The sequence below is a fragment of the Intestinimonas sp. RTP31139st1_F5_RTP31139_211217 genome, assembly GCF_040226735.1.
In the GTDB taxonomy this organism is placed as follows: Bacteria; Bacillota; Clostridia; order Oscillospirales; family Oscillospiraceae; genus Intestinimonas; species Intestinimonas butyriciproducens.
This window is the reverse complement of record NZ_JBCOAQ010000011.1, coordinates 1-13,075: the sequence shown is the minus strand read 5'-3', so window position 1 is coordinate 13,075 and position 13,075 is coordinate 1. Positions and strand designations below refer to the sequence as shown.

Sequence of the window (13,075 nt, the reverse complement as noted above, 5' to 3'; positions counted from 1 at the left end):
ATGGATATGCTGGAACAGGACATCGAACGGGTCTTATTCACCGAAGAGGCGCTCCGCACCAGAGTACAAGAGCTGGCCGGACAGATTGACCGGGACTACGCGGGCAGGGAGCCCATTCTCATCAGCGTCCTCCGGGGCTCCTTTGTCTTTATGGCGGATCTGGTGCGCTCCATCACCCTCCCCTGCACCCTGGACTTCATGGCCGTATCCTCTTACGGCGCCGGCACTACCTCTTCCGGTCAGGTGAAGATCACCAAGGACCTCTCGGAGAGCATCGAGGGCAAGGATGTCATCGTGGTGGAGGACATTCTGGACAGCGGCAACACCCTGAGCTATCTGCTCAAGCTGCTCCAGGCCCGGCACCCCGCCTCCATCCGGCTGTGTACGCTGCTGGATAAGCCCTCCCGCCGCACCAAGCCCGTGGAGGCCGACTACACCGGTTTTTCCGTAGACGACCTCTTTGTCGTGGGTTATGGGCTGGACTTTGCGGAAAAATACCGCAATCTTCCCTACATAGGCATCCTGAAGCCCTGTGTCTATGAAGAGGAGCTTGTCACGGCGGACTAAGTATCCCCACCCCATACAGAAGGACGTGGTACTTTCTTGAAAAAAATCAGCCTGCGGGACGTGGCCTTTTACGGCCTGATCCTGATGATCCTGGTGGGGACCCTCTGGACCCTCCAGAATATGAACGCCACCGCCGCCCCCTCTTATGCCCAGGTCCGCCGGGAGCTGGAACAGCAGAACGTGGAGCGCCTGGTGGTGGACAAAAACAACAACCTGACCCTCTTCCTGAAGGACGGGACCACCCTCTCCTACAAGCTCTACTCCCTGGAGCTCTTCCGGGAGGATTTCAACGATCTCATTGTAAAGCAGTGGCAGGCGGGCATCCTCGCTGACTACGATTATCCCCCCGACCCCACACCCTCTCCCTGGATGTCCTTCCTGCCCTATCTGGCCATTTTTGTCATTTTCGGCTTTATGTGGTATTTTATGTTTCTGCGCCAGAACGGCGCAGGCGGAGGCGGAGACAAGACCGCCCGTTTTGGCCGTGCCCGGACCCGGACCCTGGCAGACCAGGGCGACAAAAAGGTGACCTTCGATAATGTGGCCGGCGCGGATGAGGAAAAAGAGGAGCTCCGGGAGATCGTAGAATTCCTCCGGGACCCCAAGCGGTTTGTGGCCCTGGGGGCCCGTATCCCCAAGGGCGTGCTGCTGGTGGGCCCTCCGGGCACTGGCAAGACCCTGCTGGCCCGCGCCGTGGCGGGTGAGGCCGGCGTCAACTTCCTCTCCATCTCGGGTTCGGACTTTGTGGAGCTCTATGTGGGCGTGGGCGCCTCCCGGGTCCGCGATCTCTTTGACCAAGCCAAAAAGGACTCCCCCGCCATCGTCTTTATCGATGAGATCGACGCCGTGGGCCGCCAGCGCGGCGCCGGCCTGGGCGGCGGCCATGACGAGCGTGAGCAGACCCTGAACCAGCTTTTGGTGGAAATGGACGGCTTTTCGGCCAACGAGGGTGTCATCGTTCTGGCCGCTACCAACCGGGTGGACATCCTCGATCCCGCCCTCCTGCGTCCCGGCCGGTTCGACCGGCAGGTCTACGTGGGGTATCCCGACATCAAAGGGCGGGAGGCCATTTTGAAGATCCACGCCCGCAATAAGCCCCTGGCGGACGACGTCTCCCTGGCGGAGCTTGCCAAGGCCACCGGCGGCTTCACCGGTGCGGACCTGGAGAACCTGATGAACGAGGCGGCCCTGCTGGCCGCCCGCCGGGAGGAGCGATTCATCACCATGGAGGATCTCCACGAGGCGGTCATCAAAGTCATCGCCGGCCCGGAGAAGAAGAGCAAGGTGGTCACGCCCCGGGAACGGCGGCTCACCGCCTATCATGAGGCGGGCCATGCCGTGGTCAATCACAGCTTGGAGACCGCCGATCCGGTCCATCAGATCACCATCGTGCCCCGGGGCGGCGCAGGCGGCATGACCATCAGCCTACCCCAGGAGGACAAGAACTTCCTCTCCCGGACGGAGCTCACTGAACGCATCGCCTCTCTGCTGGGCGGACGGGTGGCCGAACAGCTCACCCTGGGGGATATCTCCACCGGCGCGGGCAACGACATCCAGCGGGCCTCTTCCATCGCCCGGAACATGGTCATGCGCTACGGCATGAGCGACCGGTTGGGTAGCGTCACCTTCGATACCGGCCATGACGAGGTCTTTATCGGTCGGTCCATGGCCCAGGCCAAGAGCTATTCGGAGGAGGTCGCCGGTATCATCGACGAGGAGGTCAAGACCCTCATCGACAACGCCTACGCCCGGTGTGAGTCCATTTTGAAGGCGCACGCCAAGGAGTTGGACCTGGTGGCGCGCTACCTGCTGGAGCATGAGACCATGGACGCCAAGACCTTTGAGCAGGTCTTTACCGACCCGGCCTCTCTGCAGGCCCAGCTCCCCGCAGACGGGGACGGCGACTCGGCCTCCGACCCCTGGCCGGAACCCGGCAACGGCGATGCGTGAGCCCATCCGCACCCTGCTGGGCGACATCACACAGATCCGGGCAGATGCCATCGTCAACGCCGCCAATCCCTCTCTTCTGGGAGGAGGGGGTGTGGACGGGGCCATCCACCGGCGGGCCGGCCCGGCCCTCCTGGCTGAATGCAGGGCCCTGCACGGCTGTAAAACAGGGAGTGCTAAAATTACAAAAGGTTATTCTCTGCCCGCAAAATACGTTCTGCATACCCCCGGTCCGGTATGGCACGGCGGCGGACATGGGGAGGAGGCTATGCTGGCCTCCTGTTACCGCTCCTGTCTGGAACTGGCCCTGTCGCATGACTGCCGGACCGTCGCCTTTCCCTCCATCAGCACCGGCGTCTATCGATTCCCTCTGGACCGGGCCGCCCCCATTGCCGTCGGAGCGGTGCGGGGATTCCTCGCCTCCCACCCAGCCGCCTTTGACGAGATCCTCTTCGTCTGTTTTGACGAAAAGACCAAACACGCCTATGACATGGCGCTGGAACGCAGATAATATAAAAGGCAGCCCGTCTCTTGGCTGAGGACGCAAAAGATCAAGCAGCGTAATGTACTTTCGTACATTACGCTGCTTGATCTTTTAGATCGAGTTTTACAAGCACCTGTGCGTCCTCCATCGCACCGATGAAGGTATGCGCTGCTGCCGATGGCCACTGCTTCTGTCACCTTCATGAATAACAATTTTTCAATCAGATCTCGAAGCATTCCTGGGGGCAGTTCCTCAAGTGTATTACTCGCCATCTTTAATATGATCTGGCCGCGATTAGCGCGGAGCGGGGAGCCCCAGTCCGCACAGTACAACATTCCAGAGAACAGCGCAGGAATTCTTGCTTAGTGAGGCGTTTCCGGTGAGCGCGTATCCTTTGAATTGTTTAATTGTTTAAATATCTTTTTAATAGGCGGGTCAATTCTATAATATCAATCGGCTTTGCTATATGGGCATTCATACCGCACTCCAAGCAATGCTGTATGTCGTCAGAAAAAGCATCTGCACTCATAGCTATAATTGGAATAGATAGGGCATCCGGATGATTCAGTCCACGAATCGCTTTTGTGGCCTCATATCCCGTCATATGCGGCATCCGTATATCCATAAGAATGGCATCGTAATATCCTTGTAGTGATTTTTGAAACTTGTCCAGACATATCCGGCCATCTTCTGCCCAATCCAGCTCTACACCCAGGTCAGACAATAATTCATTTGCGACCTCCCAGTTAAGCTCATTATCCTCAGCTAACAGAATACGGCGTCCGGATAGATCAATACTTTGGTTCAATGTCTGATCATGTTCCGTTTCAGTGTCTATATACTGACGCAAAGCATGATATAGCGTAGATTTAAAAAGTGGCTTAGAAATGAAACCACTAATGCCCGCTTCACGAGCCTCCGCTTCAAATTCACTCCAGTCGTATGCAGAAATCAGCAGAATCGGTACTTCATCTCCCAGATTACACCGGATTTCTTTTGCAACCTGAATCCCATCCATTCCAGGTAGCTTCCAATCCAACAGAATAATTTGATAATCATCTCTTTTTTTGTGGTGTTGGTTTACCAGTTCTATCGCCTTTTCTCCGCTTAATGTCCATTCAGCCTTTATTCCGATGGCCTTTAGTGTGTCTATAGCTGTCCTACATAATAATTCATCATCATCAACCACCAGCATATTCCAGGGGGGGAGAACCATATCCATTTCCACTACATCTGCTTTTTCAAAATCAAATGTGAGAAAAAATTCGGTACCTTTATCAAGCTCGCTTTGTATATCAATGGTTCCTTCCATTGCGTCCACAATGTACTTTGTAATCGCCATTCCCAAACCGGTGCCTTGCGTTTTACTCACCCTGACTCCATCCGCACGGCTATAGGATTCATATATCTTTTTCAAAAAATCTGGCGACATACCAATTCCATTATCCTTGACCTTAATATGAATTCGAACGTAGTTTTCTCCTTTCGGGGATTTTTCTTCTGAGAGGGATAATTGTATCGAACCTCCCTCTGGTGTATACTTCGTTGCATTTGATAAGAGATTTAAAGATACCTGTAATTCATCAAATACGGTTTTTGAGATTTTAAAACAAAAGGAAGGCATTTTACAGGTATATCAGACTTTTGCTTTAATACTGCCTTCACTTATGGTTTTTGCTTTGCAGGGGTGTGATGTGGAGATAATGCCCCACTATAAACAGGCTATGAAAGCATTGCGTTTGGGACATGCTCCTGGTGGATGGCGTTTTTCTAAATTATTAGGATATGATATATTAAGAATCGGTGGTAATTCCCTATTCAGCGAACTCTATTCTACATTTGGCCTTTATAATAAGCTTACATTTTTTACAGAAGATTGTCCTTATTTCTCTGAACACTTTTTACAAGGGCCTGTATCTGCAACCAGTGTTATTATAGATATATTAAAGGGCGATGATCCGCTCACAAAGTACAACCGGTTATCCAGTATGTATCAAAAACTTACAGATTCCATTGAGAATACGTTAAATTACCTGTCAGAGACCACTCCCCAATGTCCTACCCAAACTGGTTTGAAGTTTTCGTGGAATCCCATGCGTGGTCAGGATTATTATTACTCAAAAATTATTGATGACCTGAATCTAAAAATTGGCCTTGGGGAGTATTCTGTTGGAATGTTTCTTCCATCTGAAAAGCGACTGGCCAGCCAGTACGCTGTCTCTATATCGACGGTTAGAAAGGCATTGTCAGAACTCGAACAAAGAGGTTTCGTAAAGAAACTAAATGGTAAAGGCACTATAGTTATAGAACCTGATGATACGAAACTTCATCAGTTGGCTTTTAATTCCGGGTATGTAGAAAAGGCACACCGTTACCTTCATGCTTTACAGCTAATGGTATTAATTATGCGCCCGGCCGCTTTAGTTGCAGCTCCGCAGTTTACCAGAGAAGAATTGGACGAGTTAGCAGATAGATTTACTTCTTCTGACTCTATTTATTTAGCAGATATTTTGGAATCCATAATGAAACATATCACTTTAGACCCTTTATACATAATATTATCTGAAATCAATCACCTTCTTGAATGGGGACACCATTTTGTCTATTATCCGTCCAAGGAACATACACTTTTACATCTCAACAAGCAAGTCATTCTAGCGCTTCAGCAATTACGTGAAGGTAATGTGACTTCCTTTGCAGATGACATAGCAGATTGTTACCGTTACAATTTGGTTCGTATGAAGAAGCATATGGTAGAAAAATATAAGTTTTATAACGCAGCTAATATCCGGGTTCCAGAAAAATACTAGTTAGCACGCAATGGAAAGAGATATCCTTTCCCGCTTGATGGTGAGTTCCCCAAGCCCCTGGCCCGACACAAAACGTGCGGGCCGAACACCACGCGAACGTGGTGGCTTGCGCGTCCTTGCGGACGCTTCTATCCCGGAGGCATAGCAAAAGCCGGAAACGGAGTCAAGGGTAAAATAAATGCGCTACGCGCACCCCTGACACCGCTTCCGGCCTTTGTCTTTGGGCAGGCAAAGCGGGGTTGCCTGCCCTGTTCCTGATTTTTTTCTCTCTCGCCCTGGTGATTTTTAAAAGCGCGTCCACATTGGCCTTGCCCCAATGTTTCGGCTGGTCTTAATCTCGTACCCCTCCTGGCACATAGCCGCAAGAAATTCTTTATGGTTGGACACGGTGGGCAACACTCGGTCAATTGTCCGGCGCAGCCTATCTTTCCAGTTTGCGCCCCGCCGCCCGCTGGCCCATTCCGTATAGTGCTTGCCCCTTTCTTTCGGTTTCTCAATCACAAAAAGGCCATGTTCCCGGCTCAGGCGGTCGTTGGTCGTACGAATGGTTTTGGTTCTGTCCTTTTTCCGTGCGAAATCCACGCCATATTTCCGGGTCACACGTTCAAAGGACTTGATATCGCAGTTTGTCACTTCGATATTGAACCCACCCGCGCCCTGCCGGACAAGGTGTATTGCTCTGCCTCGGCTCCATAGAAGCGATCTTATGCACCCGGCTCGGCCATCTTCTCGCCTCATTTCCTGGAGGCAGCTATCCGGAAATGGGTATGAAAAAGGGACACTGCTTCAAGTCAGTGTCCCTTTTCGTGTATTTTTCTTAAAACCCTCGCCCGTTTAGCCGCCTATCCGAATCATGTTTTCTTTCCTTATTCGTCATCAGCCCTTGAGGGACGGGCGGCCTTTTATATTGCAAGCTTCCGTTTCAATTGAGGTAGGCCGCCGGATTTACCGCCGTGCCGTTGATGCGAATCTCAAAGTGGCAATGGCTGCCGGTGGAGCGCCCGGTGGAACCGGCCTTGGCGATGGTCTGCCCCTGATAGACCTTGTCGCCCGCAGAGACCAGCAGGCTGGAATTGTGTCCGTAATAGGTCTGCTCGCCGTTGCCATGGTTGATGATGACCAGGTAGCCATAACTGCCCTTGTACCCCGCAAAGGTGACGGTACCGCCGTCAGAAGCCTTTACCGAGGTGCCGTAGGGAACGGCGATATCCAGTCCGGAGTGGTAACTGTAAGAGCCGAAAATGGAGCGGTAGCCAAAGCGGGATGTGATGCGCCCATAGACTGGCCAGATATAGTTCCCTGTGGGATACCAGGTGGGCCGCTCTTTGGTCCCGACTGCGATGACCTTCTCCGTGGCCTCCCGCAGGACAGTGGTAGAGGTGACGTTGCGCTCCTTTTCCACACCGTTGACATAAGTCACGTCGGCGGTCACCAGCGCCTCGCCGGGGATACCGGCATCCAGCACCTTGGACTCGCCCTGATACATGCTGTCGTCCTCCACTTCCCGGACCTCGCAGGCGATCTCCTCATGGTAGGTGAGGCTGTCCACCGTCTGCACCCCCAGGAAGGGGATCTCCTCTTTGATGTTCAGGATCTGGCCGATATACAGCTTGTTGATGTCGACACCGGGGTTAAGCTCCTCCATCTCGGCCATGGTCATATCATTGTCGAAGGCCAGAGCCATAAAGGTATCGCCCTTTTGAACCTCGTAGGTGGTCTGCCCGTTGGTGTTTTCCGTGAGCATGGCCAGCATGGCGGCGGTGTCCTGCTGAACATCGGAGGGCGTGTACTCCCGGGTGATGTGGACGTTCTTGGTGTAACTTACGGAAACCGTGTTCTCCGTCACGTAGGGGGCCGCCAACTGCTCCAACATTCCGTCCAGCGCCGCCCGATCCGTGGCCGCACCCACGAACTGGCCGTCCACCGTGAGGACATAGCTCTTCATGACCTCACCGATCTGATCAAAGAGATAGGTCTCAAATTCAGCAGCCGGGGTAATCTGATCCTGTCCGGTGAGGGCCATCTCGTAGCTCACCTCGTGCGCCAGGTGGTAGTCATAGCCCAAAATATCGGAGGCCCGCTCTTCCACGCGCTCCACCGCCTGCCGGAACACCGACTGGTCTCTTACGAGCCCCACATCCACGCCGTCTACCGTGACAACATAGGCCGGGGTGTACATCGTGCCCACCACAGCGGCAATGCCGATCACGGCTGTCAGCGCCAGAAATGGCAACGGCGCCATTTTGGGCCGCCCGGCAACAGCGGACCGAGTCCGGTGATATACCCGGATGCCCTGCAGCCGGAACACGCGTCCCTGCGCAGCCCCCGCCTCCATCAGCTTGCGGAACCGCTCTCCTGCGCGCTCAGCCTTCTCTCTCCCGCCCTGAGCAGACGGGGCGCGGCCTTTGCGCTGCGTATGGAGCGGGAACTCTTCCTGCGGCGCCCGTAGGATCTCATCCATGCAGACGAAGCCTCCCTTATGCGTTAGTCAGAAAATCCGATCAAAATAATCGGAGAATAATGACAGAGCGATAATAAATGATTACAAAAGGTTACAAAAGTAATGATACACGCTTTTCCGTACAGCGTCAAGTCCTTTTTGGTAAGAAACGGTCGAGTCCATTCCCGCTCTTTTGATGGAGTAACGCCGCAATATGTTGCGGAGTCCTGCCTCTATTTTATAAATATCCACCATTTATCGGGTCACAGGTTCCAAGTGCGCCCTCTGCGCAGAGCAAATTTTTCGTGATTTTGCTGTAACATTCCTGTAACAATGCCTATGCGGCCAGTCCCCCGGCCATCGGAGCGAGCGCGATCATCACCAAGCTGAACGCCATGGAGGACACGGAGATGAGCGTGGCGCGCTGATCTGAGGGCAAGTTTTCGTTGAGCCGGCTGCCGGTCAGCGTCTCGAGCGCGTCGTCACAGGCTACGGCCAGGAGGCCGCCGGCAGCCATCAGATGGACGGCCCCTGTAAGCGGCATCAGGCATCCCACGGCTACCCCCACAGCGCAGAGCGCCCCGGCCCTGCGGTAGGAGAGCCGGGAAAGCGGCAGCGCCAGCCGCGCTCCAGCCACACCCCCCAGCTCGATCAGCAGCAGAAGCGGCCCCAGCAGTGCAGAGGGTGCGCCGGCGCGGACCAGCGCATCCTGGAGAAAAAAACGCAGCAGTGTGGCGCAGGCGCCCACTAGGGCGTTAAAGAGCATAAGCCCCACCGTCCGGGGATGGGCGGCCAGAAAGCCGAGGGCCTCCCGGCCGCAGTTCTCCAGGCGTTCCGGCAGGTCCCGAAGAGCGGGCCTGCTCCGTGCCCTTTGGGCATCCGTGACTTCCGGCTCGGCCAGGCGGCAGGTCAAGGCGGCGGCCAGCAGGGAGAGCAGCAGATCGACGCCGTATCCCCGGACATATCCCAGCGCCGCCGCTGCCCCGGCGCACAGGGTGGAGAGTGCCTGCGCACCGCGCCACAATGTATTCTGTAAGGAAGAGATGCGGAGATAGTCTCTTTCCCGTCCCGCCTGGAGCAAAGAGTCGTAAGTAATGGCCTCCCTCGTACCGGAGGCCAGGTTATATGCCATTGCGTTGAGCGCCATGGCCAGGCACACCCCTGCCATAGACTGTGAGAGCATCATGGCGGCGGCGGAGCAGGCGAACATGGTCTGACTGGCAATCAGCGTCCTGCGGCGGCCCAGAACGTCGGCCAGCATACCGGATGGCACTTCGCAGCAGAAACTGACCACATGGAAAAACGCCTCTGCCACCCCCACTTGAAACAGGGAAAACCCCCGTCCCACCAGCAAAAGGACCCAAACACCCCCCGCCAGCCGAATATTCCCCCAAAACTCCAGCCGCAGAAGCGTGCGGAGCTGTTCTTCAATCTCAAACATCTTTTTCATTCCCTTGTTTTCAAAGTATCACCGCAACAATTTGTCACAATAAATTTGTGAAAAGTGGTTGTATCCATTTTATATCTCTGATAAAATGTTGCATTATCAACTAATTGCTCCCCTTTGTCCCCGTCCGCCCCCGTATATCTATGGAAGAAAGGAATTGGGACCTATGAAGAAGCTGATGAGAAACCCCATTGCGGTCCTGGTCTGCGGTATGGCCTCTCTGCTGTTGTTTGGCCTTATCTATGTCTGGTCTATTTTTGTCGTGCCCCTTGAGGCCGAATTTGGCTGGACCCGCGCAGAGACCTCGGTGGCCTACACCCTCTCCATGCTCTGCCTCTTTGTAGGAATGGCCCTCAACGGCGTGCTCGCAGCCCGCCTGTCGCAAAAAACCGCTCTGATGCTGGGGATCACTTTGGCGGTATCCGGCTTTTTGGGCAGCTCCTGTACGGTCTCCCTTTTTACTCTCTACCTTTTTTACGGGGTCTTTGTGGGCACGGGCATCGGTATTTGCTATAACGCCTGGCTGACCGGAGTGGTCCACTGGTTTCCTGGCCGGAGTGGTTTTGTTTCCGGCATCCTGCTGGCCGGCTTCGGCATGGGCGGCCTGTTGTTCAGTCCTCTGCTCTCCCACTTTGTAACCTCTGGGCCGGGCTGGCGGAATGTTTTCCGCATGATCGGCATCGTCCTTCTGGCTGTCTCCGTCCTGACTGCGGGATTTCTCCTCCAGGAGCCGCCGCAGGCCGGCAACGGCAAAAAGGACTCCTCCGCAAGCCATGATTTCACCACAAGGCAAATGCTTACTTCCCCCTGCTTTTACCTTTTTTCAATTTGGAAGGTTATTTTGTCCCTTTTGGGTCAGGCCGTGATCGGACAGGCGGCGCTGATCGCGGCGGACATCGGGATGCCCGCCACGTTGAGTGCAATTGGCGTCGGCCTGCTCAGCGCCGGAAACGGCCTTGGCCGCCCGCTTTCCGGCTGGCTCGCCGACCGCTTTGGGAGCTGGAAGCTCATGGTGGCCCTTTCCGCCATCTTTGTTTTCCTGTCCATAGGAATGGTGGCGGCCTATCAGGGCAGCTATGCCCACCTGCTCATCCTGCTCTTCGTTCTGCTGGGGCTGGCCTATGGAAGCATGGCTCTGCTGGCCTCCTCTTTTACCGGAGAGATCTACGGCATGAAGTATTACCGTTTAAATTACGGCGTTGTCTCCTCTACCTCTATCGTGGGTACCCTGGTAGCCTCCTACATCAGCATCATCAAAACCGCCACCGGCTCTTACCTGAATTTCTTCTATATCATGATAGGAGCCAGCCTCTTCTCTTTCCTCAGCGTGGTGATTCTGCCCTTCTCAATCCGGCGTATGAACCGAAAATATGCACATACCTAAAAGGGAAGCCGCGCTGCCATTTTCAGCGCGGCTTCCTCCTGCAGGGCACAGAAAAGCCGCGGCGGAATGCCGCGGCCGGTGTCTATGGGATACGCTTCACCGCCGTGGGGTCCGCAAAAAGGGCGCAATAATCCTGTTTGCGGCAAAGACATTTCCTTCTAATACCATTATAAGCCGATTCTTCCAACCCATATCGCACCCTCCTCCCCACGCGTTTTCTTCACTATAGCAGGATTCCCCCCTCCTGTCAATCCGGTGCACCGGCTTCTCCTTTTCAAAATATTCCACCCTGCGCCATGCTCCTTGCCATGGAACAAAGACCGGCGCACAGCTCCAAGAGCTGTGCGCCGGTCTTTCCGCATTCTATTCCGCTCAGAAGCCGCTTTATCCTACAGCGGGCGTCATGAGCCGCTGCAAGATCACCGCGAGCTGCGCCCGTGTCGCCGGGCCGCCGGGGTCCAACTCCCCATTGTCCCGCCCGGTGATCAGTCCGGCCCCCACGGCATGGGCCATGCCCTCGCGGGCCCATGCGTGGACGCTGTCCACATCGGAGTATATGTCCAATACGCCGTTAGCCAGCTCCTCTCCCGCATATTGGCTGTATCGGTAGAGGAAAACCGCAAGCTGCTCCCGGGTAACGATATCCCCGCCGCCGAAACTCCCGTCGCTGCGTCCGGCCGCAATGCCGTTTTCCTCCGCCCAAGCCACGGCGTCGGCATAGAAATACCATGCCTCTACATCTGCAAAAGAGCTTCCGCCCTTGGGGGCGGGGCTGCCCGCCATACGCCAGAGGACAGCGGCCACCATACCCCGGGTCACCTGTCCGTCGGGTGAAAAGGTGGTGGTCGTCGTCCCGTTCATGATCCCTCCGTCGGATACCGCTGCAACTGCTTCTGCATACCATGCGCCGGAGGGCACGTCGGTGAAAGCTGCGGCGGCGGCCTGGCCCGTCACTGCTGCCGTCAGGCCCAGTGCCAGCATCAGCGCGCAAATTTTTCGCTTCATTTCCACTCACCTGCTTTTTGATCCATTGAGGTCTTCGCAGGCTACATTTTACGGCATGGTTGTTTCGAATCTGTGAACAGAGTGGAAAAATGGCAAAGAAAATTTTTCCGTTATCTGGCCAGGGCCCAATTGAGCATCAGGAGCAGTCCGAATCCGGGTACGCCCAGCAGCCCCATGACCAAGGCGTTGGCCAGGTTGACTCCCAGGCCCACACCGATCAGCGGCCCCAGCGGGCTCAGCGCCGCCAGCGCGGCCAGAGAACACAGGGTCCGCAGACAGAGTCGGGCCAGGTATTGGATGGGCTGCCGCAGCAGAAGCAGCGCGGCCACTGCCACCAGTCCCACCAGGAGCCAAGGCAGTGTGTCGGTCAAAAAGCCTTCCACCGCTCAGGCCTCCTGTCCCTCGAGCTCCTTGACCCGCCGCAGCAGGTAGGAGTATCGTGCCTGAAGAGAATTGATCTCAAAGACATAGGACTCGATCAAGTCCGGGTCCCCGGTGCCGTTAAACCCCACATAAGCTTGGTTGATGAGGGTCCGGGTCCGGATCAGGCCCTCCCGCAGGGCCCGCAGCTCCTCGTCCCGCTCGTTTTCCGCCCGCCGGCGGAAGGAAAACACCTTGTTTTTGGCCGCCTCCGTCATAGGTGGACCGCCTCCTTTCTTTTTAAAATGTTTATTTTCAGTTTGGACAAATATGACACGTCCTATACCGAAAAGTGCCAGGTATTTCTTTGCCCCCTCTGTGCACACTAGATCTCGGACAGGTTGGAAACGATCTTCCGCTGGACAAGACATCTCCTTTTAAGCCGGTGCCGGGCGACGTCGCCCTCTGGCGAAAGGCGAAAGGAGAAGCCCGCATTGGGCAATGTTTCTCTGAAAACAAATCCCCAAAGCCAAAGTGGAACTTCCACCGTCCAACATTCGGTCCGCCCACGCAAGGAGTGCTTCCAAGGCGTCGGGACAGCGGATCGAAAAGGCCGCCGCGCTCCATAGAG

General features: G+C 55.3%; 12 protein-coding genes. 5 read left to right on the top strand and 7 right to left on the bottom strand.

What is annotated here, in order from left to right; genetic code table 11:
- Genes hpt through ABUA09_RS09115 form a run of 3 tightly spaced genes read left to right on the top strand, consistent with a single transcriptional unit; the run spans nt 1 to nt 3,025 of the window.
- The gene (gene hpt, locus ABUA09_RS09125) at nt 1-567 is read left to right on the top strand and encodes a hypoxanthine phosphoribosyltransferase (RefSeq protein WP_033118578.1); all 567 of its coding nucleotides are present in this window, start codon (nt 1-3) and stop codon (nt 565-567) included.
- A gap of 36 nt (nt 568-603) precedes the next feature.
- A complete protein-coding gene (ftsH, locus tag ABUA09_RS09120; RefSeq protein ID WP_334249499.1) occupies nt 604-2,517 on the top strand; it encodes an ATP-dependent zinc metalloprotease FtsH in 1,914 nt (637 codons plus the stop codon).
- Nucleotides 2,510-3,025, top strand: a complete 516-nt coding sequence (locus ABUA09_RS09115; RefSeq protein ID WP_033118570.1) for an O-acetyl-ADP-ribose deacetylase — start codon at nt 2,510-2,512, stop codon at nt 3,023-3,025. The genes ftsH and ABUA09_RS09115 overlap by 8 nt, the downstream gene beginning before the upstream one ends.
- Nucleotides 3,026-3,401: 376 nt before the next feature.
- Here the strand turns inward: ABUA09_RS09115 and ABUA09_RS09110 are convergent, their stop codons facing one another.
- Nucleotides 3,402-4,622, bottom strand: coding sequence for a response regulator (locus ABUA09_RS09110; RefSeq protein ID WP_349949316.1), 1,221 nt, complete (start codon nt 4,620-4,622; stop codon nt 3,402-3,404).
- A gap of 79 nt (nt 4,623-4,701) precedes the next feature.
- Here ABUA09_RS09110 and ABUA09_RS09105 point away from each other — a divergent pair, with 79 nt between their 5' ends.
- On the top strand, nt 4,702-5,808 hold the full coding sequence (locus ABUA09_RS09105) for a GntR family transcriptional regulator (RefSeq protein ID WP_502880755.1): 1,107 nt from the start codon (nt 4,702-4,704) through the stop codon (nt 5,806-5,808).
- A 285-nt stretch (nt 5,809-6,093) separates the two neighbouring features.
- On the opposite strand, the gene ABUA09_RS09100 is transcribed toward ABUA09_RS09105, so the two are convergent.
- The 3 genes from ABUA09_RS09100 to ABUA09_RS09090 form a co-directional block, all read right to left on the bottom strand.
- Entirely contained in the window at nt 6,094-6,546 is a 453-nt protein-coding gene (locus ABUA09_RS09100; protein ID WP_156113795.1) for a DUF3801 domain-containing protein, read from the bottom strand.
- A gap of 184 nt (nt 6,547-6,730) precedes the next feature.
- Nucleotides 6,731-8,269: a M23 family metallopeptidase gene (locus ABUA09_RS09095; protein ID WP_052082801.1), complete on the bottom strand. Its 1,539-nt coding sequence runs from the start codon at nt 8,267-8,269 to the stop codon at nt 6,731-6,733.
- Nucleotides 8,270-8,585: 316 nt separating this feature from the next.
- Nucleotides 8,586-9,689 carry an MFS transporter gene (locus ABUA09_RS09090; RefSeq protein WP_208319267.1) on the bottom strand — a complete coding sequence of 368 codons (1,104 nt, stop codon included), beginning with the start codon at nt 9,687-9,689 and terminating at the stop codon, nt 8,586-8,588.
- A 172-nt stretch (nt 9,690-9,861) separates the two neighbouring features.
- Between ABUA09_RS09090 and ABUA09_RS09085 the strand changes: the two genes are divergently transcribed.
- Nucleotides 9,862-11,079, top strand: coding sequence for an MFS transporter (locus tag ABUA09_RS09085; protein ID WP_279204985.1), 1,218 nt, complete (start codon nt 9,862-9,864; stop codon nt 11,077-11,079).
- Nucleotides 11,080-11,463: 384 nt separating this feature from the next.
- Here the strand turns inward: ABUA09_RS09085 and ABUA09_RS09080 are convergent, their stop codons facing one another.
- From ABUA09_RS09080 to ABUA09_RS09070, 3 genes are all read right to left on the bottom strand, one after another.
- Nucleotides 11,464-12,084, bottom strand: a complete 621-nt coding sequence (locus tag ABUA09_RS09080) for an S-layer homology domain-containing protein (RefSeq protein ID WP_033118562.1) — start codon at nt 12,082-12,084, stop codon at nt 11,464-11,466.
- A 110-nt stretch (nt 12,085-12,194) separates the two neighbouring features.
- On the bottom strand, nt 12,195-12,467 hold the full coding sequence (locus ABUA09_RS09075) for a pro-sigmaK processing inhibitor BofA family protein (protein ID WP_227151765.1): 273 nt from the start codon (nt 12,465-12,467) through the stop codon (nt 12,195-12,197).
- Nucleotides 12,468-12,470: 3 nt separating this feature from the next.
- Complete coding sequence (locus ABUA09_RS09070; RefSeq protein ID WP_052082800.1) at nt 12,471-12,722, bottom strand: DUF2508 family protein; 252 nt, start codon at nt 12,720-12,722, stop codon at nt 12,471-12,473.
- Between the last annotated feature and the right edge of the window lie 353 nt (nt 12,723-13,075).